At 42.9% G+C, this 20957-nt stretch carries 16 protein-coding genes; 9 read left to right on the top strand and 7 right to left on the bottom strand.

Annotation, left to right across the window (positions count from 1 at the left end; all coding sequences use genetic code 11):
- Positions 1 to 372: 372 nt before the first annotated feature.
- Complete coding sequence (polA, locus tag OCV39_RS00380) at positions 373 to 3171, top strand: DNA polymerase I (protein ID WP_136994080.1); 2799 nt, start codon at positions 373 to 375, stop codon at positions 3169 to 3171.
- 193 nt (positions 3172 to 3364) lie between these two features.
- Positions 3365 to 3412, top strand: coding sequence for a hypothetical protein (locus OCV39_RS21245; protein ID WP_438356636.1), 48 nt, complete (start codon positions 3365 to 3367; stop codon positions 3410 to 3412).
- Positions 3413 to 3952: 540 nt separating this feature from the next.
- Here OCV39_RS21245 and yihA read toward each other — a convergent pair.
- Positions 3953 to 4606, bottom strand: coding sequence for a ribosome biogenesis GTP-binding protein YihA/YsxC (gene yihA / locus OCV39_RS00385; RefSeq protein ID WP_084654905.1), 654 nt, complete (start codon positions 4604 to 4606; stop codon positions 3953 to 3955).
- Positions 4607 to 4738: 132 nt separating this feature from the next.
- On the opposite strand from yihA, the gene OCV39_RS00390 reads away from it, so the two are divergent.
- The 5 genes from OCV39_RS00390 to hemN all read left to right on the top strand — a co-directional run bounded on the left by OCV39_RS00390 (position 4739) and on the right by hemN (position 8998).
- A complete protein-coding gene (locus OCV39_RS00390) occupies positions 4739 to 5356 on the top strand; it encodes a c-type cytochrome (RefSeq protein ID WP_017052121.1) in 618 nt (205 codons plus the stop codon).
- Between the two features lie 347 nt (positions 5357 to 5703).
- A complete protein-coding gene (locus OCV39_RS00395) occupies positions 5704 to 6342 on the top strand; it encodes a class I SAM-dependent methyltransferase (RefSeq protein WP_017052123.1) in 639 nt (212 codons plus the stop codon).
- The gene (gene yihI / locus OCV39_RS00400; RefSeq protein WP_261888699.1) at positions 6342 to 6956 is read left to right on the top strand and encodes a Der GTPase-activating protein YihI; all 615 of its coding nucleotides are present in this window, start codon (positions 6342 to 6344) and stop codon (positions 6954 to 6956) included. The genes OCV39_RS00395 and yihI overlap by 1 nt, the downstream gene beginning before the upstream one ends.
- 8 nt (positions 6957 to 6964) lie before the next feature.
- Complete coding sequence (locus tag OCV39_RS00405; protein WP_171756986.1) at positions 6965 to 7453, top strand: DUF2489 domain-containing protein; 489 nt, start codon at positions 6965 to 6967, stop codon at positions 7451 to 7453.
- A gap of 153 nt (positions 7454 to 7606) precedes the next feature.
- Complete coding sequence (hemN, locus tag OCV39_RS00410) at positions 7607 to 8998, top strand: oxygen-independent coproporphyrinogen III oxidase (protein WP_017052126.1); 1392 nt, start codon at positions 7607 to 7609, stop codon at positions 8996 to 8998.
- A 109-nt stretch (positions 8999 to 9107) separates the two neighbouring features.
- Here hemN and add read toward each other — a convergent pair whose 3' ends face one another.
- The 6 genes from add to glnA all read right to left on the bottom strand — a co-directional run bounded on the left by add (position 9108) and on the right by glnA (position 17949).
- A complete protein-coding gene (gene add, locus OCV39_RS00415; protein WP_017052127.1) occupies positions 9108 to 10112 on the bottom strand; it encodes an adenosine deaminase in 1005 nt (334 codons plus the stop codon).
- A 99-nt stretch (positions 10113 to 10211) separates the two neighbouring features.
- Positions 10212 to 12752 carry a phosphodiesterase GepA gene (locus OCV39_RS00420; protein WP_261888700.1) on the bottom strand — a complete coding sequence of 847 codons (2541 nt, stop codon included), beginning with the start codon at positions 12750 to 12752 and terminating at the stop codon, positions 10212 to 10214.
- Between the two features lie 203 nt (positions 12753 to 12955).
- On the bottom strand, positions 12956 to 14359 hold the full coding sequence (glnG, locus tag OCV39_RS00425; RefSeq protein ID WP_261888701.1) for a nitrogen regulation protein NR(I): 1404 nt from the start codon (positions 14357 to 14359) through the stop codon (positions 12956 to 12958).
- Positions 14360 to 14435: 76 nt separating this feature from the next.
- Entirely contained in the window at positions 14436 to 15500 is a 1065-nt protein-coding gene (glnL, locus tag OCV39_RS00430; RefSeq protein ID WP_113796166.1) for a nitrogen regulation protein NR(II), read from the bottom strand.
- Between the two features lie 145 nt (positions 15501 to 15645).
- Positions 15646 to 16242, bottom strand: coding sequence for a DUF4124 domain-containing protein (locus OCV39_RS00435; protein WP_261888702.1), 597 nt, complete (start codon positions 16240 to 16242; stop codon positions 15646 to 15648).
- A gap of 297 nt (positions 16243 to 16539) precedes the next feature.
- A complete protein-coding gene (gene glnA / locus OCV39_RS00440) occupies positions 16540 to 17949 on the bottom strand; it encodes a glutamate--ammonia ligase (protein ID WP_017053836.1) in 1410 nt (469 codons plus the stop codon).
- Between the two features lie 517 nt (positions 17950 to 18466).
- Between glnA and typA the strand changes: the two genes are divergently transcribed.
- A complete protein-coding gene (gene typA, locus OCV39_RS00445) occupies positions 18467 to 20296 on the top strand; it encodes a translational GTPase TypA (protein ID WP_113796172.1) in 1830 nt (609 codons plus the stop codon).
- Positions 20297 to 20401: 105 nt separating this feature from the next.
- Positions 20402 to 20953 carry an AAA family ATPase gene (locus tag OCV39_RS00450; protein WP_261889457.1) on the top strand — a complete coding sequence of 184 codons (552 nt, stop codon included), beginning with the start codon at positions 20402 to 20404 and terminating at the stop codon, positions 20951 to 20953.
- The last annotated feature ends 4 nt before the right edge of the window (positions 20954 to 20957 follow it).

The following is a 20957-nucleotide window of genomic DNA, read 5'->3' on the forward strand; positions in this document are numbered from 1 at the left end:
ATGCTAGGCGACATCTTCGGGTGTCGCTTTTTTTATGCCAGTCGCTTAGAGGTGTCAGGTGGAGTGGAATAATGGATGGGGAACATTCTTTTCCACAATGAGGGATCGTGAAAGGATCGATTTAAATCTGTTCGATCTATATATAAGTTTATTTATTTCATGGGCTTAAGTTGAGGTTTGGTGCGAATTAATTACCTTGTATAACCAGTGGATAAAATATATAAACAGAGTTATCCACAGTTTGAGTGTCTTGTGAACAACGATTTTCGCTTGATCTATGCGAGTAAAAGCGAATGGTTGGCATAGATTCAGATCGTGAGTCGTGGCATCCTAAGCAGATCATTTTTCGTATTTCTTTGGATACAAAATACTATGGCTCGCATTCCTGATAACCCATTAATTCTCATTGATGGATCTTCGTACCTTTACCGTGCTTTTCATGCTTATCCTGGCACCATGAGTAATGGTGATATTCCGACCAATGCCATTTACGGTGTTGTGAATATGCTTCGCAGTATGATGAGGCAGTTTGCTTCGGATAGGATTGCCGTCATCTTTGATGCCAAAGGGAAAACCTTTCGTGACGACATGTACCCAGAGTACAAAGCCAATCGTCCACCAATGCCAGATGACCTACGTTGTCAGATCGAGCCGCTGCACAATGTGATTCGAGCAATGGGCTTGCCATTAATTTCGATTTCTGGAGTTGAAGCCGATGACGTTATTGGTACATTAGCGTCACAAGCCTCTAAAGCGGGTATGCCTGTTCTGATCAGCACTGGCGATAAAGATATGGCGCAGCTTGTAGATGAGAACGTTACGCTTATCAATACGATGACAAACGTGGTCATGGATCGTGAAGGGGTGATCGAAAAATTCGGAATTCCCCCTGAGTTAATCATCGATTACTTAGCCTTAATGGGCGATAAAGTCGATAACATTCCAGGCGTTCCTGGGGTTGGTGATAAAACGGCAACCGCTCTACTGCAAGGTATTGGTAGTATTGAAAAGCTGTATGAAAATCTTGATGACATCGCAGCCCTAGGTTTCCGTGGTTCTAAAACCATGGCGAAGAAGTTAGTCGACAATAAAGATAATGCTTTGATGTCTTACGAGCTTGCGACGATCAAATTAGATGTTGAACTAGAAGAGACACCAGAATCTTTAGTTAAGGCTGAACCAAATACCGATGAGCTCATTAAGCTTTACGGCCAAATGGTCTTTAAGTCTTGGCTGAATGAATTACTTGAAGGTGGCACAGGCGTTGTTGAGGCGGATGAAAAGTCCGGTGCGATGCGCAGTAGCACAAGCGCTTCAAGTTCTGCATCAGTAATCGACAATTCAGCGGTGACTATTGACCGCAGTCAGTACGAAACCATTCTTGATGAAGAAACCTTCAAATTGTGGTTAGAAAAATTGCAAGCGTCTGAGCTGTTTGCGTTTGATACTGAAACAGACAGCCTAGACTACATGGTAGCGAATCTAGTCGGCCTATCATTTGCGACAGAAGAAGGTGTAGCCGCTTATGTTCCGGTGGCTCATGATTATCTTGATGCGCCACAGCAACTAGATCGTGATTGGGTATTAGCACAGTTAAAACCTATTTTAGAAGATGATGCACAAGCGAAGGTTGGGCAGAATCTGAAATACGATGCCAGTGTTCTTGCGCGTTACGGTATCGATATGAAAGGCATCAAACACGACACCATGTTAGCGTCTTACGTGTATAACAGTGTCGGTGGCAAGCATGATATGGATAGCTTAGCGCTTCGATTCTTGCAACATAGCTGTATTTCATTTGAGCAGATCGCAGGTAAAGGCAAAAAGCAGCTGACATTTAATCAGATCGATCTTGAGCAAGCGTCACCATATGCAGCAGAAGATGCGGATGTGACTCTACGTTTGCACAATCGTTTGATGAAACACATTGAAGCGGATGAAAAGCTGAAATCCGTTTATGAAGATATCGAAATGCCATTAGTGCCAGTGATGTCACGCATTGAACGTACGGGCGTTTTCATTGATGACATGCTGTTAGGGGCTCAATCGCAAGAGATCGCGGCTCGTTTAGATGAACTCGAACAAAAAGCGTATGAAGTTGCGGAACAAGAGTTCAACCTAAGCTCTCCAAAACAGCTTCAAGCGATCCTATTTGAAAAAATGGGACTGCCAGTCGTGAAGAAAACACCATCTGGCGCACCATCGACTAACGAAGAAGTATTACAAGAGCTTGCGTTAGATTACCCATTGCCAAAGCTTATCCTAGAATATCGTGGTCTAGCTAAGCTGAAATCAACGTATACCGATAAACTTCCGAAGATGATCAACGGCGAAACTGGGCGCGTGCATACCTCGTATCACCAAGCCGTAACGGCGACAGGTCGTTTATCTTCAACCGATCCAAACTTACAGAATATTCCTATTCGTAACGAAGAAGGTCGTCGAATTCGTCAGGCATTCGTTGCACCTCACGGTTGGAAAATCTTAGCGGTCGATTATTCTCAAATTGAGCTGCGTATTATGGCGCACTTATCAGGGGATAAGGCCTTATTAGAAGCGTTCCAACAGGGCAAAGATATTCATGCTGCAACCGCGGCTGAAATTATCGGTGTTAGCATCGATGAAGTGACGACAGAGCAACGTCGTCGAGCAAAGGCGGTGAACTTCGGTCTTATCTACGGAATGAGTGCATTTGGTTTAGCAAAACAGCTTGGTATTCCAAGAGGCGAAGCTCAACATTATATGGACATGTATTTCGAACGTTACCCAAGCGTGATGCAATACATGGAAGATACGCGCTCAAAAGCATCTGAACAGGGTTTTGTTGAAACCTTATTTGGTCGCCAGTTGCATTTACCAGAAATCAAATCACGTAATGGAATGCGTCGTAAAGCAGCAGAACGTGCGGCGATTAATGCCCCAATGCAAGGAACAGCGGCAGACATCATTAAGAAAGCGATGTTATTGGTAGACGAATGGATCCAAGCGGAAGGCGATGGTCGAGTGAAGTTGTTGATGCAAGTACACGATGAACTGGTATTTGAAGTTCAAGAGTCTGCTTTAGGCGAAATTGAAAGTAAAGTACAACAATTGATGGAGGCGGCGGCTAATCTGGATGTTCCGTTAGTGGCTGAATCTGGTCACGGTGACAACTGGGACCAAGCGCACTAGTTACTTTTTAACCATATTGAGTCATAAATCATGAGCCAGCGCACAAACGCTGGCTTTTTTTGATTAAAAAAAAAGAATTGAAAAATTGGGATTGTCTGTTTTTTAGTAATATTTTGGTGAAAATAAATTACAAAAAAAGTTTTCATTTCTGACCAATTGTTGTACATTATCTCTTGTAGGGTACAGAGGTAAGATGTTCTATCTTTCAGACCTTTTGTTTCACGTTATTGGATTAGGCTGATTCAGCCGCCCCAGTCAGTATTTGACTGGGGCGTTTTTTATGGGGCAAAGAAAACTTTTTCCGTTATATCACCTACAGTTACCGCTCTATATGAAACTCCTCCTCTTAACTTTCCAGCTACTTTCTGAGCTCAGTATTGCCGCATACACCTTTATTATTAAAACTCATGACCGTGTTACTCAATGAGTGGAATGTAATTTTATACCGATCACATGAATAATATTTTCCAGCTAAAATTAAGAAGCCAGTGTTGAAGGGTTCTTATTGTTTTTGATTTTTTAAAACAACTGGTTAGCGTTTTTTTGATCTCATGTTCATGTGGGAGGCGGTGAAAAGTGAAGTGATAAGGTATTGATATTTTAGCCAAGCTAAGGAATCCTAGTCAGCATAATAACTACTACTATTTCTCTCCCATTGCCCCACCAGGATGGTGGGGATTTTTATGCCTGAAAGAAAATATAGGCTTGGAAAAAATCCCCGAATAGAAAAAGCCCCACCAAATTTGGCAGGGCTCTTAATCGTTCAATCAAATACTACAATTTACTCATCGATGTCGTCGTTTTCGACTAAATCAACAAGTGCCGGCGCAAACCATGTGTCCAGCTTGTTACGCAGTTGATCAACACCAAGTCCTTTGAGTGATGAGAATACATCGACAGAAACATCCCCACCAAAGCCTGCTGAATCTTTACGAATCTTCAACAGCTGCGCATTACGTGCGCCACTTTTTAGTTTATCCGCTTTCGTTAGCAATACCTGAACTGGAATATGGCTATCTACAGCCCAGTAAATCATCTGCTGATCAAGGTCTTTCATTGGGTGACGAATATCCATTAATACGACAAGTCCTTTTAAAGACTCACGTTTTTGTAGGTATTCACCCAGTGATTTCTGCCATTTTTTCTTCAGTTCAACAGGAACTTGAGCAAAACCGTACCCAGGTAGATCGACAATATGACAATCTTCACGCACTTTAAATAAGTTAATTAATTGCGTGCGACCTGGTGTTTTACTTGTTTTTGCTAAACCACGTTGGTTGGTTAGGCGATTTAATGCACTAGATTTACCAGCATTGGAGCGTCCTGCAAACGCAATTTCGATCCCTTCGTCTTCTGGTAAATGACGAATATCAGGTGCACTGGTAATGAAATGCGTGTTTTGATAATGAATTTTTACGCTCACTGTTAACTCCATCTCGACTTTGTGTAGTCGATTGATTACTTTTTTGTGAAATTGTGTAAAATAACCGTGCTCGGCATAAGGTCGCCTATTGTACCATGAGAACATAGAGTGGTACTGGAAGCTTGATAATTATAATGGAATGTCATGAAGAAATTAGCGCTAATTTTGAGTCTTTTAGCCAGCTGCTCAGTATGGGCTCAAGGTAGTATTGAAGCTGGTAAAGCAAAATCACAAACATGTGTTGCCTGCCATGGTGCTGACGGCAACAGTCTAATCACTAATTACCCTAAAATAGCGGGTCAACATGCTAAGTATCTTGAGAAGCAGTTAAAAGAACTTAAGCTTGGAATGACCAGCGGTGGTAAGCAAGGTCGTTACGATCCTGTCATGGGTGGCATGGCTATGCCACTTTCAGAGCAAGATATGGCGGATTTGTCTGCTTATTACTCTTCTCTACCGATTTCTGGAAATACAACGCCAGAAAATGTTGTCGCAGCAGGTAAGGTTCTTTACTTTGCTGGTGATGCAGAACGTGGAATTACAGCATGTACGGCGTGTCACGGTCCCCGTGGTAACGGTACAGAATTGTCTGGATTCCCTAAAATTTCGGGTCAGCATGCTGATTACGTAAAAGCTCAACTGGAAAAATTCCGTGATGGGTCACGTAATAACGATATGAACGCCATGATGCGTGATATCGCGAAGAAATTGAACGATGAAGATATTGATACCTTATCTAAATACGTTGGTGGCCTACACTAATAACAATATCGCTCGAGCATAGTATTACAGATACGCCTTTATTGGTGGTAGCTAACCGCTGCTAACTGGTAGAGGCGTTTTCTTTTTTTAAAGCCAGAAGCAAAACCAGATCTAGAACCATAGCCTCATCTCGGAGCTGTTCGTGTGTGGCATCTGTCATTTTTTATCATGTGAATTCTCCTCTTGATTGTCGAGGCGTCCTATTTTTCCTACCTCTCCTGATTGAAATCGGCAGCGATGGTCGAGATGTGGATTTTTTTTCTTTATCTGATGAAAAAATGTTCAATACCTCTCCACTATAAAGCCAGTTTCTGGTATGTTTCGCATCCTTGTTTGAGGATGTGTTAATGAATTTTTGTCCTTTATGCTCCAGTAGTCATATTTCTCACTATTTTGAAGATAAACATCGAGAGTACTTGCAGTGCTCACGTTGTCATTTGGTTTTTGTTCCACCTGAACAAAGATTGGATGCTAAAGTTGAAAAAGCTCACTACGATCTACATAACAATGATCCCCAAGATATGGGATATCGACGCTTTTTATCACGCGTCTCCACTCCTTTATTAGAAAGGTTGGAAAAACCATCTTGTGGATTAGATTTTGGTTGTGGCCCAGGACCGACATTGTCTTTAATGTTACAAGAAGCGGGGCACAATATGGAGTTATACGATATTTACTATCACCCTGAGACTCAGGTGTTAGATAAAGTGTATGACTTTATGACAGCCACAGAAGTGATTGAGCACTTATATGAGCCCAATCAAGTGTGGCAGAAATGGTTGAATTTAGTTAAGCCTGGTGGCTGGATTGGTTTAATGACTAAGCTAGTAATAGACGTAGATGCGTTTGCTAGCTGGCACTATAAAAATGACCTTACGCATGTAGTCTTTTTTAGCCGTCAAACTTTCCAGTTTTTGGCCGAGCGGGATAAGCTCGAACTCGAATTTATTGGTAATGATGTAATTTTACTGAGGAAAGCCCAGTAATGAGCCGTAATAAAAAATCTAGAAAAGTAGGACCATCAAGCGGTGGTGAAGTCGTTGTAACTCGTAACCGTACAGAGTCAAATGTACAAGGTCGTGAGCAAAAACGCATTAAAAAGCGTAAAGGTCTAAAAACGGGTAACCGTAACTCTGAAGTGAGCGATGCAAAAGCACAAAGTGCAGCAAAAGCACGTGACCCTCGTTTAGGCAGCAAGAAAAAGATCCCATTAATCATCGAGCCTAAGAAGAAGCTGACTAAGCAAGAGCGTAAGATCTCTGCTGCTCAAGAACTTGAAATGCTTGAGAATGATGCTCAACTTAATGTACTTATCGATCGCATTGAAATGGGTGAAAACCTAGGTGCTGGTTTGCAGAAGTATGTTGATGAGAAATTAGATCGTATCGAAGTTCTGATGAATCAACTTGGTTTGATGGAACCTGAATCGGATGAGTCTGATGAGCATTTTGGTGAAGAATTCTCTGATGAGGAGATGTCAGAAGCTGAACTGGCTGAACTTGATGCCATTGAGCCGAAGTCACAACCTAAGAAATCAAGTTCTGATGAAGATCTGCTTTCTCAGTTTGAAGACATCAATTTAAACGATTTTAAAGGATAAGAAGCCTGATGAATGTAACCTTATTAGCGATTGTTGGTGGAGTCATTATTGTGGCTTTGGCTGCTTATGCGGGTTACCTTCTGCTTCAAATCAAAAAGCAAAAGGTGCTGCAACAGCAGCACCAAGCTTTAGCGATCAATAAACGTAATGCTAATATTTATGAAAATGTGAATACCTTATGTTTAGCGGGTATTCAGGGTGAGTGTGACTTATCGGAAATTAGCATTCGCGTTTATTGCATTATGGATTACGTTCAAGGTGAGCAGCGTGTTGATTTTGAACAGCGCTATCCTGCTATTTCAGAGTTGTACCACGTTGTAAAAGATATGGCTCGCGGTGAAAGTCGCCAAGAGATACAAAAATCTGAGCGAATGAAGCAAAACCTTGAACGACATAAAGCAGAAACGCGCTTGAATGACGCTGTTGTTGATGAGTTAAAGCAGCTGCAAGAACAAGTCAAACCGCTCAATAATCAGATCAATATTCAGATGGTCTAACTATTGGTTACTTTAGATACTCATTTAGGGGTATCTTATGAAGTGATCACGCTAGCATTTCTGAATATTTGTATCTAAAAACTTTTTTGCCAGGCAACGTCTGCCATGGTCGTGTGGCAAAATAACCCGTCCTAGTTTTAAGTGGAAAACCCCATGTCCAGTCAGCAAATTGAATCCGGCCAACAAATAGTTTGGGATCAAGCTATTTTAGATAAGTACAACTACTCCGGCCCTCGTTATACCTCATACCCGACCGCTCTTGAGTTTCATGAAGCGTTCACCATTGCTGATTACGATATGGCATGCACGCAGTATCCTGAGCGCCCGCTCTCGCTATATGTGCATATTCCTTTCTGCCATAAGCTTTGTTATTACTGCGGTTGTAATAAAGTGATTACTCGCCACTCTCACAAAGCGGATGAGTATCTGGACGTTATTGAACATGAGATCCGCTTGCGTGCGTCACTGTTAAATGAACGTCGTATTACTCAGTTGCATTTTGGTGGCGGTACTCCGACATTCCTAACTAAGGCTCAAATTACTCGTTTAATGACGATTCTACGTGCAGAGTTCAACTTTGATGCAGATGCTGAAATTAGTATTGAAGTTGACCCTCGTGAAATTGAGCTGGATGTATTGGATCACTTACGCAGTGAAGGCTTTAACCGCCTAAGTATCGGCGTTCAAGATTTTAATAAAGAAGTTCAGCAACTCGTAAACCGTGAACAAGATGAAGAGTTCATCATTGCAATGGTTGAACGCGCGAAGCAGTTAGGTTTCCGTTCAACTAACCTAGATCTGATTTATGGTTTGCCAAAACAGACGAAAGAGTCATTTGCGGAAACCTTGTCTCAAGTTCTGGATATGAAGCCGGGTCGTTTGTCGGTGTTTAATTACGCTCATATGCCGCAGTTATTTGCAGCGCAGCGTAAAATTAAAGATGAAGATTTACCTGCAGCTGAAGAGAAAATGGCGATCTTGCAAGACACCATCGGTACACTAACAGGCGCTGGGTATCAATTTATTGGTATGGATCACTTTGCTCTGCCTGACGATGAATTGGCTGTTGCTCAACGCCAAGGTATTTTGCACCGTAATTTCCAAGGTTACACCACTCAAGGTGAAGCGGATCTGGTTGGGTTTGGTGTTTCAGCGATTTCAATGATTGGTGATGCATACGCACAAAACCAGAAAGAGCTGAAAAAGTACTATGCTCAAGTGAATGAATTGCGTCATGCGCTATGGAAAGGTGTCGCTCTTGATAGCGATGATCTACTGCGTCGTGAAGTGATTAAACAGCTGATTTGTAACTTTAAACTTGATAAGAGTATGATTGAATCTGAGTATAAAGTAACGTTTAATCAGTACTTTGCTGAAGATTTGCAACTGCTACAAACATTCATCGATGATGAATTGGTTGAAGTGGATAACACTGAAATTAGAGTGACGCTTCGTGGGCGTTTGTTGATCCGTAATATTTGTATGTGCTTTGATAAATACTTACGTAGTCGAGCAAGACAGCAGCAGTTCTCACGAGTGATTTAATCGATTATTACTGAGTTCAGTTTATACCAATAAAAATGCCAGCAACGATGCTGGCATTTTTGTTTCCGTCGATAAAGCATTTAACCCTTATCGACGATGACCGTAAAAATTAAGCGCGGTCAGCCACTTTAGCTCGTAGCTCTGCTTTTTCTGCATCAGAGATGAAGGCTAGATCCAAACCATTGATTTGTGCTTGGCGAATTTGAGCAGGAGTCAACCCAGCTTGAGGTGCTGCCACTTCGTATTCGTATGGAAGTTCAATACCTTCAACCGCAGGATCGTCCGTATTTAGACAAGCCATAACACCGTGGTCAAGGAACTGTTTCACAGGGTGGTTAGCCAAAGATTCAACGGTGCTTGTTTGGAAGTTAGACGTTAGGCAAGATTCGATACCAATACGGTTTTCAACTAAGAAATCCATCAGTTTTGGATCGTGAATCGCTTTTACACCGTGACCAATACGCGTTGCACCAAGTTCTTGAATCGCTTGCCACATGCTTTCTGCACCCGCAGCTTCACCAGCGTGAACCGTTACGTTTAGGCCTGCATCTTTCACTTGTTTAAAGTGAGATACGAAACGATCACCCGGTTGACCTAGCTCATCACCAGCAAGATCGACAGCAACAATCTTATCTTTCTGAGTCAAAATAGCATCGAGTTCTTGTTGGCAAGCATCGGTACCAAAAGTACGGCTCATAATACCAATCAGGTTCGCTTTGATGCCGAAATCGCGCATGCCTGCCTCAACACCATCAACCACTGCTTCAACCACACCAGCAACTGGAAGTTTATGCTTCATCGCCATGTAGTAAGGCGAAAAGCGAAGTTCAGCATAATCGATTTGAGCATTAAGAGCGTCTTCAACGTTTTCGTAAGCGACGCGGCGGCAAGCATCAAGATCACCTAAAACAGCCACACCCCAATCTAACTTAGAAAGGAAGGCAACAAGAGATGGCTCAGCTTCAACAATCTGAACGTGAGGTGTTAAGGCTGCAACATCGTAAGCAGGCAGTGCAACACCAAATTTTTGGCCCAAATCTAAAATAGTTTGAGTACGGATATTACCGTCAAGGTGGCGGTGCAAGTCAGTTAGGGGCAGATTTTTAGTTATCATTATTGTGATTCCAGATCGCTGTAGTTAGCGTAAGTATAAAAATGATTGACCTAAGTGTCAGTACTCAATGTCTAGAAAATCAGCCCAAAGTGCTGTTTTCTAATTCATGTTAACTAAATCTGTTGGCCATTCATCAAGTGGCACTGGCTTACTGTACAGAAAACCTTGTACTTGAGGGCAATGAAGTTGCGCGAGTAATTCAGCTTGTTGTACAGTTTCAACGCCTTCCGCGACTAAATTGACTTTAAATCCCTTCGTGATATTCACGATGGCGGCAACAATTGAACTGTCTAAATTCTTACTATCCAATTTTTTGATGAAAGCGCGATCTATTTTAAGACAGTTGAACGGTAACTTATGTAGATAAGCGAGAGAAGAGTACCCAGTTCCGAAGTCGTCAATGGCGATGCCTATTCCCATCTCTTTGAGAGTACGCATATTTTGCATCACCATCGGGTCACTATCAGCAATGCGAGACTCCGTTATCTCTAAGGTTAGGTTCGATTCAGAAAGCCCTGTTTCATGAATGATTCGCTTTACATCATCAATATACGTCGGTTTAGAGAGTTGATTCACTGAAACATTGACGTGAATCTGGAAGTTAATTGGCCATTTTCTGGTGCGGATGGCGTGTGCAGTGTCATGGCACGTTTTTTCAAGTATTTGCTGCCCAATCCCTTCAATCAACCCGGTATCTTCGGCTAATGGAATAAAGTCGATTGGAGAAATGATTTCATTGTCAGAGCTTATCCACCGAGCCAGTGCTTCAGCTCCAATGACGTTTCCTGTGGCGAGATCGATAATCGGTTGGTAGAAGGGAACAAACTCATCATTTGCTAAGCCGAACTGAATTTTTGTCATCATTTTGGTTCGGTTACGAGAGACATCGGCCATTTCAGGGCTATATATCGTAATGTGTGTGATGTCTTTCTTGGCAAGGCTTAATGCAATGCTGCCATTACGTAACCAAAGCATCATGTTTTGGTTTGATGACGTTTCAACAATTCCAATGGAAGCATTAATGACGACATTCTCGCTTTGTAATACAAAAGCTGAGTTGAAGATTTGCAGTATGGTATGGGCAAACAGTGTGACCTCTTCTTGCTGGGTTGCGTTTGGAAGATAGATCGCAAACTCATCACCACCTGGACGAGCAATAATATAATCATACTCAGAGACGGCGTTTAAGCGCTCAGCAATCATCACCAATAGCTGATCGCCTTTGTGGTGCCCAAGGCTCTCGTTGATATCTCTAAAGCGATCAATACCGATGAGTAGCAGAAACCCTGAGGTTGCCTCAAATGCTGAACTGGTTTCAATTAACCCATCTCGGCTATATAACTTCGTGAGCGGGTCGATGAGAATCTGATCCCTCAACGCTTTAAACGAGGCTCTAAGATTATTCGACATCTCATTAAATGCAGACACCAACATACTGGTTTCGTATATATACCCAGGCTGAGGCATGGTGCTGTCCCAATCTCCTTTCGCCAGTTGTTTCGCTGAATCTGCAGTTGATGTGATGGGTTTTGTGATTCTATTGAGAGCTAGAATCGCCATCCCAATACCAAATAAGCCCACAATCACCCCCATTAACCAACTGTTTTTCTGATCCTGTGGCAGGTCACCTAACAGATCGGACTCAGAGATGGAGGTGCTAATAAACCAAGTAAGACCATATTCGTCCTTAAAAGGGGTGGTTTGGCTAAAGTAACGCTCGCCATCGACATTAAACTGGAACCGCTGGGTGCCACTATTGAGGTCGAGTTTGTTCTCATTAATGTAGCTAGAGCTGATTTTGATTATCGGGTTACTACTTTCTGTCGCCAGCAGTCGGTGACCTTTCTCTGTGGTAGGCGTCCCCCATGAGACAACGCTGCCATTGCTGGAATGCGCGACTAAACGTTGGTCCTGATCAAAAATATAAAAAGAGGCATTGTGTTTTTCTTTGAGATTCTGCAAAAACTTATTGAACGTATTGATTTTGATATCGGCTACAAATACGCCTTGAAATGCATCATCAGTAAAAACGGGGGTGAGCGCAGAGAGCGTTATTTCTTGCCTTTCATCGGCATTAGCATAAATCGAAGACCATATTGGTTTTTTAGTTTTGGCTACCGGCGTATACCAAGGGCGGGTTCGAGAATCATAGTTAGAAATAATGGAACGAATATCTTGGCTGATTTTACTTCCACGATAAACGACGAGGTTTCTGTCTGTGCGCTCATCTTGAAGAATAAGCGTGTAGCCATTGTTGGCTTCTTTCCGGTAGGTGATATGTTCTAAACGTGTTGAGCCAAAACCGAGAGCATCTAATTGAGGGATATTTCGGTAGAGATTGGAAAAAGCCGCATGCATGTAGCTCTGTAGTGGTTCGATGTTATTTGGTTGGTAAAGCTGATTGAATCCGATGTTATGACTGAGAGCTAAGCTGGCATTAAATGGTTCATGGAGGAAGGTGAATAGGCTTTTGTTGACGTTGGCGGTGAGTGACGTAAGTTGCTTGGTACTTATATCATTGACCATTTTTTCATAGCTATTTTGTTGGACAAACACAATTACGCCAAATGTAATTATTAAAATCATTACAGTGGGGAGAACGAGAGCAGTTCTAAGCGTAATTTTTTTTATCATGGACATGCACTATTCATCTGTAGGAATATCATTCTGTAAGTTTATCATTCCAAAAAAAACAATCGACTGTTTTGACTGAGCAATCAGTAGAAGCGAGAGCTCAGTCTATAAAACGAATAGCCTATAAAGCTAATGATCTAAAATGCTAATGACCTAATATGCTCATAGCCTAAAAGCTAACGGTCTATTAAAGCTAACGGTCTATAAAGCTAATACAGTTCCTTAAGTTTTCGAGTAAGTGTATTGCGCCCCCAGCCTAAAACTTTAGCGGCATCTTGTTTATGACCATTAGTGTGCTCCAATGCGGCTTCTAACAGTATACGTTCAAACTCAGGAAGTGCATAAGAAAGTAGTTCTGTTTCTCCAGAAGCTAATGAATTTTTGGCCCAGGTAGTGAGTTGATGCTGCCAACTCGCATCTGAGTCAGGAGCGGTCATTTTCTTGTCATCGACTAATTCAGTCGGTAGATCGCTGGGTAGAATTTCACTGCCACTTGCCATTACGGTTAACCAACGACAAATATTCTCTAATTGTCTGACGTTTCCCGGCCAAGCGAGCGTATTGAGTACCTCGACTGTTTCTTTGTGCAGCGATTTTATTTCGACACCTAACTCTTCTGCGGCCATGCTAAGAAAGTGCTGTGTTAGCTTTTCGATATCTTGCTTACGCTCTCTTAACGCTGGAATATGGATCCGAATAACATTCAAACGGTGAAATAAATCTTCGCGAAAATCTCCGGCTTTAACGAGTTGCTCTAGGTGTTGGTGGGTGGCGGCAACGATTCTGACGTCTACTTGTACAGGTGATCGCCCACCGACTCGATAGAATTGGCCATCGGATAACACGCGCAACAAGCGAGTTTGGATATCAAGAGGCATGTCACCAATCTCATCCAGAAATAGTGTGCCGCCATTTGCCTGTTCAAAGCGGCCTTGGCGAACGCTGTTGGCTCCCGTAAATGCCCCTTTTTCGTGACCAAATAATTCTGATTCAATAAGATCTTTTGGAATAGCGGCCATATTTAATGCAATAAAGGGTTTGTCAGCTCTAGGGCTGTGACGATGCAGTGCGTGAGCCACGAGTTCTTTGCCGGTTCCTGATTCGCCATTGATCAATACGGAGATAGAAGAGCGGGACAGTCGACCTATCGCTCTGAATACTTCTTGCATGGCAGGGGCTTCACCTATGATTTCAGGTGTATTGGTATTCAAGGCTTCTGCGTTTGAGTGAGAACGTTTTTGTTCTTGGCTATGTGCGATGGCGCGTTCGACTAAGGTGAGTGTTTCATCGATATCGAATGGTTTTGGTAGATACTCAAAAGCCCCTTTTTGATAAGCGTTCACCGCCGCATCAAGATCAGAGTGCGCGGTCATAATAATCACGGGCAGATCAGGGCAGCGCTGTGACACTTGGTTGAGTAGGTCAATACCATCCATTCCAGGCATGCGAATATCGGACACTAAGACATCGGGTATTTCGCGTTCTAATGCCATTAATACACTTTCAGCGTCGGCAAATGTTTCGCATTTTATATTGGCGGAAGAGAGGGTTTTCTCAATTACCCAGCGAATCGATCTGTCATCATCAACAACCCATACGTAGCCTTTACTCATCTTTTGTTCCTTGCAGCAAATTTGGTGAACTCAGTGATTTATTAAGTGATATTGGATTTTTGTATCCTGAGTGAAATTAAATCGGTAAATAGATCGTAAATATCGTATGACCGGGCCAGCTTTCGACGTCAATTTTCCCATGATGCTGATCGATTAAATTCTGTGAGATAGATAAACCCAACCCGGTTCCGCCTTCTCTGCCACTGACCATTGGATAGAAAAGTGTGTCCTGTAGCTCACTAGGAATACCTGGGCCGTTGTCGATAATTTCAATCCGTGCCGCAAGCTTGTGCCGTTGCCCGTGAATGTTGGCCTGATGCACTGTTCTGGTGCGGATGGTGATAATGCCTTGCGGCTGGTTCGACAGTATTTGAGCCGCGTTACTCACAATGTTGAGCATCGCTTGCTCAACTTGGTCGGTGTCCATCAAAATATCGGGCAGGCTAGGGTCGTAATCTCGCTCAATACGTACATCCGCATTAATGTCTAACTCTACAAGCTGGCGGACTTTCTCTAAAATTAAATGCAGATTTTCGCTCTTCTTCTGTCCCGGTTTTTGAGGGCCAAGTAAGCGGTCAACAAGCACTCGAAGCCTGTCTGCTTGTTCAATAATGATCTGGGTGTATTCGGTCAACTCAGGCTCAGGTAGCATTTTCTCCAATAATTGGGCAGCGCCTCGTAACCCACCAAGAGGATTTTTGATTTCATGAGCCAGCCCGCGAACCAGTAATTTGGCGGCTTGTTGTTGAGCGTGTTGGTTTAACTCTTGGCTTAAACGTCGCTGTTGATCGATCTTTCTCATTTCAACCAACAGCATTAATGCCTTTTTGTTGGAGTGAGGAGCTTGGCAGGAGAGTGGACTCACCGTCACTTCGAGCATGAGTGGTTTACCATCGACCACGAAGGTGACATCGCTATCAGTGACACTTTGGCCGCTCTGTAATGGTTGAGTGAGCAGAGCAAGATCCAGAGAGGCGTGTTGAATTAATTGAGACAGTGGGTGATCGACAATGCGTTTTGAACTTTGAGAAAAAAGTTGCTCCGCGGCTGGATTGGCGTAGCGAATGATCAGGCCGTCGTCGAGCATTAAGGTAGCCGTGACCATATTATTAATAATCGAACTGGTTAATTCAGAATTCAAAACAGCATCCTTGTCTATTGATCCACTTGAGGGCAATGCACCAAAGTTGTGCAGTGCGATCTCAGTATGGCTTATAAAGACAAGAAGAAAAAGTAAATACAGAGGCGATTAAACCGATATTTAGCTTAGTTATCTTGCAATTACACTACTTAGCCGTGGCACGATGTAAATACACCGTGATAGGAGTAGTCGATGCAATAAGCTTGCCGCTTCTAACTGCTTGAATTGAAATAGTATGAGCACCACGGTCGATATTTTTTAAGACCCAATTTGACTGGATTTGCGGCGCTCCATAACGTTTGCCGTTAAGCATGAGTTGCAGTTGTTCTCCGATGCCTAGTTTTCGGTTTATCTGTGCGCTTATTGGAATAGTACCTCGGGTACTGCGAATGGTCTCTTCATGTTGAGGTGCGCTGAGAGTGATAGTTAACCGCTCTGGTTTAGCCGGCTGCGGTTTCACATATTTTACTATGTTGTCGTTGGCCTTAACCTTGTGTTCATTTGGTGTTTCACTCGGCATAGCGTTGGTGGCGATGTTCTCTATTTCGGGCGCTGGTGGCTCGGCTTGGTAATCTGGAAGGGTAATTGTCAGGCTTTTAGCATTCAACGCGTTCTCATTAAAGTGGATAACGTTATTCTCATCCTCCCAAGTATAAACCTCTTGAGCATGGCTCGTTATTGGCCTGATGAACAGTATTGACCAAGCAAGTATTAGGCTGATGATGGCGACTATAGACTTCATATTCTCTTTTCCTGACGAAAGTGAATTCATTTCAAGCGTGCCATTATTGAGTTGAAGGCAATAAATGCTTGGCTTTGGCTGTTTAAGAAATAAAACAGAACCCATGCTAATGGGGATATGAGATCAGGAAAATACAAAAAAGGCCCGCCTGCGAGGCGAGCCTGAAATTTTAATCGGCTTAGTTACATGTTACATGAGCGACGGTATACCGACGCTCATTTGTATTTTAAGCTAGGTACTAAGCAACTAAGCAACTAAGCAACTAAGCAACTAAGCCAAGCACGATACTTGCTAGAGTTATACTGAGTAGTACAGGTCAAACTCAAGTGGGTGTACCGCCATGTTCAGTTTTTCAACGTCTTGCGCTTTAAGGTCGATGTACGAGCTGATGAAGTCATCAGAGAATACGCCGCCAGCCGTCAGGAATTCACGGTCAGCATCTAGTGCTTTCAGCGCGATATCTAGAGATTCCGCTACTGTTGGGATCTCTGCTGCTTCTTCTGCTGGTAAGTCGTATAGATCTTTGTCCATCGCTTCACCTGGGTGGATCTTGTTCTTAATTCCGTCAAGACCAGCCATTAGCATTGCAGAATATGCAAGGTACGGGTTCGCTGCTGGGTCACCAAAACGTAGCTCAATACGACGTGCTTTCGGGCTTGGCACGACTGGAATACGGATAGATGCAGAACGGTTACGTGCTGAGTAAGCAAGCATTACAGGCGCTTCGAATCCAGGAACAAGACGCTTGTACGAGTTCGTCGCTGGGTTTGCAAATGCGTTGATTGCACGAGCGTGCTTGATGATACCGCCGATGTAGTAAAGTGCCATTTCAGATAGGCCGCCGTACTTGTCACCTGCAAATAAGTTTTGGCCGTCTTTGTTTAAAGACATATGCACGTGCATACCAGAACCGTTATCACCAGCGAGTGGTTTTGGCATGAATGTCGCTGTTTTACCGAAAGCGTGCGCTACGTTATGTACCACATACTTATAGATTTGAGTTTCATCTGCTTTATTCGTCAGCGTGTTGAATCGAGTCGCAATTTCGTTTTGACCCGCCGTCGCTACTTCATGGTGGTGTGCTTCAACAACTAAGCCCATCTCTTCCATTACTAGACACATTGCAGAACGAATATCTTGAGATGAATCAACAGGAGCTACTGGGAAGTAACCACCTTTAACGCCAGGACGGTGACCTTTGTTACCGCCTTCGAAATCAGCACCAGTATTCCATGCCGCTTCTACGTCATCAATTTTGAAGAAAGAACCTGACATATCTGTTGAGAATTTTACATCATCAAATAGGAAGAATTCTGGTTCTGGACCAACAAGAACGGTATCAGCGATACCCGTTGCGCGTAGGTATTCTTCAGAACGTTTTGCGATTGAGCGAGGGTCACGATCGTAGCCTTGCATTGTTGCAGGCTCAAGAATGTCACAACGAATGTTGAGTGTTGGATCAGCAGTGAATGGGTCTAAAACCGCACTTGCTGCATCTGGCATCATTACCATGTCAGATTCGTTGATTCCTTTCCAGCCAGCAACTGAAGATCCATCAAACATTTTACCGTCTTCAAAGAAGTCAGCATCAATTTGGTGAGAAGGAATTGAGATATGTTGCTCTTTACCTTTTGTGTCGGTAAAGCGTAGGTCAATAAACTTAACTTCGTTTTCTTGGATTAGCGACAGAACATTTTCTACTGACATCGTGGATAACCTCCAGTGTTATTAAATCGATATTGGGTGCGATTCTATTCATTAAGAGTAAATAGTAATCGGCATTGATTAATGACCATTTGCATAGAACTAATCGATGCTGACTATTCTTAATGAGCTTACATAAAGAGTAAGCCAAAACCGTGCCAAAAAAATTATTCCTTTAATTTCATTGATTTGAAGCGTTTGTGTTTTTGTTTTTATCTTCTATTGCACCAAGATGATCCTGAGGTGCACTATTTTGGTGCGGATTATTGATGGTGCACTAAAATGAATCACAAACGCATACTATTCAGCATCTTCTTGCAGATATTGTCAATCCACTTTTTATAAGAAAGGGCGCTTATATGTGTGTTATTCGTCACTTTTGGAGTGGATAAGAAATTAAAATTTCAATTCAGATCACATATTTTTGGGTTTCTGCAGAATATCTGGTATATTATTGACCGTTTTTTAAATCAGTTGGCGGCACTCCTGCGGCTACTTTTTATGAGTGAATCGAAAATCCATGTCTACTCCACAGATTGATAAGTTAAGAAATATCGCGATTATCGCGCACGTTGACCACGGTAAAACAACTCTGGTTGATAAATTGCTACAGCAATCAGGTACACTTGAATCTCGTGGTGAAGCTGAAGAGCGCGTCATGGATTCGAATGATATCGAAAAAGAACGTGGCATCACGATTCTTGCTAAGAACACAGCAATTAATTGGAACGATTACCGTATCAACATCGTAGATACTCCTGGACACGCGGACTTCGGCGGCGAAGTTGAGCGTATTATGTCTATGGTAGATTCTGTTCTACTGATCGTTGATGCAGTTGATGGCCCAATGCCTCAAACGCGTTTCGTTACACAGAAAGCATTCTCACACGGTCTTAAACCGATCGTTGTAATCAACAAGATTGACCGCCCTGGCGCTCGTCCTGATTGGGTTATGGATCAAATCTTTGACCTATTCGACAACCTAGGTGCTACTGATGAGCAACTAGACTTCACTACTGTTTACGCATCAGCACTAAATGGCTGGGCAACAATGGAAGAAGGCGTTGTTGGCGAAGACATGGAACCACTGTTCCAAGCGGTTGTTGATACAGTAGAAGCTCCACAAGTTGACCTTGATGGCGCACTACAAATGCAAGTTTCTCAACTAGATTACAGCTCTTACGTAGGTGTTATCGGTGTTTGTCGTGTAACTCGTGGTTCAGTTAAACCTAACCAACAAGTTACAATCGTTGGCTCTGATGGCAAGAAACGTAACGGTAAAGTCGGTACGGTTCTTGGTTACCTAGGTCTTGAGCGTCACGAAGTTGAACAAGCGAATGCTGGTGACATCATTGCAATCACAGGTCTTGGTGAGCTGAAAATTTCAGACACTATCTGTGACGTAAACGAAGTTGAAGCGATGACTCCGCTTTCTGTTGATGAACCAACAGTAACAATGACGTTCCAAGTAAACACTTCTCCGTTCGCGGGTAAAGAAGGTAAGTTCGTTACTTCACGTAACATTCTTGAGCGTCTTGAAAAAGAACTAGTACACAACGTAGCACTACGTGTTGAAGAAACAGATAGCCCAGACCGTTTCCGCGTTTCTGGTCGTGGTGAACTTCACCTATCTATCCTTATCGAAAACATGCGTCGTGAAGGTTTCGAGCTAGCAGTATCTCGTCCAGAAGTAATCATCAAAGAAGAAGATGGTAAGCTAATGGAACCGTTTGAAACGGTAACTATCGATGTTGTTGAAGAGCACCAAGGTGCAATCATGGAAAGTATTGGTGTTCGTAAAGGCGAACTAACTGATATGGCACCAGATGGCAAAGGCCGTGTTCGCATGGACTTTATGATGCCTTCTCGTGGTCTTATCGGTTTCCAAACTGAATTCCTAACAATGACGTCTGGTTCTGGTCTTATCTACCACTCATTTGATCACTACGGCGATCACAAAGGTGGTGTAATTGGTCAACGTGCAAACGGCGTACTAATCTCGAACGGTATGGGTAAAGCAGTAACTTACTCACTATTCAACCTTCAAGATCGTGGTCGTTTATTTGCAGAGCACGGTGACGAAGTATATGAAGGTCAAATCATCGGTATTCATAACCGTGCAAACGACCTGACTATCAACTGTCTACGTGGTAAGCAACTAACTAACGTACGTGCATCTGGTACTGATGAAGCTCAAACGCTTTCTCCTGCTATCAAGTACACACTTGAGCAAGCTCTAGAATTCATCGATGATGATGAACTAGTAGAAGTAACACCAGAAAGCATTCGTATTCGTAAGCGTCTTCTTACTGAAAACGAACGTAAACGTGCAAGCCGTCCAGCGAAGTAATTCGTTAAACGCGTAAGCAAAAATCTAAGGCCCTGCTAGAAATAGCGGGGCTTTTTTTTAACTAATCAATGTGCGTTACATTGAGGCAAATAGATGAAATACGATATGAAGCCTATTGTTATTACAGGTGGCCCTGGTGCAGGAAAAACGACATTAGCCAATGCATTGGGAGCTTGTGGCTTTAAGGTCTACTCTGAAGGTTCACGCACTCTGATTGAGCAACAGAGCCAATTGGATGATGGAGTATTACCGTGGACGGATTTACCCGCATTCGCTGAGTTGTGTTTAGAGTTGATGGCGGAACAAAAGCGGGCCGCATTAGCCGATGCAAAGATGAGCATTATGGATCGAGCGATCCCTGATATTTGTGCTTATTTGGAGCAGGGAGAGATTGAGGTAAGTGAAGCGTATCGTAGCGAGAGTTTGGGCTACCATCAAAAAGTATTTCTTTGTGCACCGCAGCGTGAGATTTACGTCCAAGATGACGTGCGTCCTCACCCGTTTACGGAAGCGTTAGAGATCCATCAGAAGTTAGTTAAGGTTTATCAGGCTTTTGATTATGAGGTGGTGAATGTACCGTGGGGAAGTGTCGCTGAAAGAGTGGAATTTATTCTGGCTGAATTGCACGTACCATCAGTGGAACAATACGATTGCTAAAGTA

It is taken from the genome of Vibrio cortegadensis, assembly GCF_024347395.1.
Taxonomy (GTDB): Bacteria; Pseudomonadota; Gammaproteobacteria; order Enterobacterales; family Vibrionaceae; genus Vibrio; species Vibrio cortegadensis.

Excerpts from the sequence above, each read along its gene's own strand:
- add (WP_017052127.1), bottom strand. The coding sequence starts at position 10,112 with ATGATAACTAAAAATCTGCCCCTAACTGACTTGCACCGCCACCTTGAC.
- OCV39_RS00390 (WP_017052121.1), top strand. The coding sequence starts at position 4,739 with ATGAAGAAATTAGCGCTAATTTTGAGTCTTTTAGCCAGCTGCTCAGTA.
- OCV39_RS00405 (WP_171756986.1), top strand. The coding sequence starts at position 6,965 with ATGAATGTAACCTTATTAGCGATTGTTGGTGGAGTCATTATTGTGGCT.
- typA (WP_113796172.1), top strand. The coding sequence starts at position 18,467 with ATGTCTACTCCACAGATTGATAAGTTAAGAAATATCGCGATTATCGCG.
- glnG (WP_261888701.1), bottom strand. The coding sequence starts at position 14,359 with ATGAGTAAAGGCTACGTATGGGTTGTTGATGATGACAGATCGATTCGC.
- glnA (WP_017053836.1), bottom strand. The coding sequence starts at position 17,949 with ATGTCAGTAGAAAATGTTCTGTCGCTAATCCAAGAAAACGAAGTTAAG.
- hemN (WP_017052126.1), top strand. The coding sequence starts at position 7,607 with ATGTCCAGTCAGCAAATTGAATCCGGCCAACAAATAGTTTGGGATCAA.
- OCV39_RS00450 (WP_261889457.1), top strand. The coding sequence starts at position 20,402 with ATGAAGCCTATTGTTATTACAGGTGGCCCTGGTGCAGGAAAAACGACA.
- OCV39_RS00435 (WP_261888702.1), bottom strand. The coding sequence starts at position 16,242 with ATGAAGTCTATAGTCGCCATCATCAGCCTAATACTTGCTTGGTCAATA.
- OCV39_RS00395 (WP_017052123.1), top strand. The coding sequence starts at position 5,704 with ATGAATTTTTGTCCTTTATGCTCCAGTAGTCATATTTCTCACTATTTT.
- yihI (WP_261888699.1), top strand. The coding sequence starts at position 6,342 with ATGAGCCGTAATAAAAAATCTAGAAAAGTAGGACCATCAAGCGGTGGT.
- OCV39_RS00420 (WP_261888700.1), bottom strand. The coding sequence starts at position 12,752 with ATGTCCATGATAAAAAAAATTACGCTTAGAACTGCTCTCGTTCTCCCC.
- polA (WP_136994080.1), top strand. The coding sequence starts at position 373 with ATGGCTCGCATTCCTGATAACCCATTAATTCTCATTGATGGATCTTCG.
- yihA (WP_084654905.1), bottom strand. The coding sequence starts at position 4,606 with ATGGAGTTAACAGTGAGCGTAAAAATTCATTATCAAAACACGCATTTC.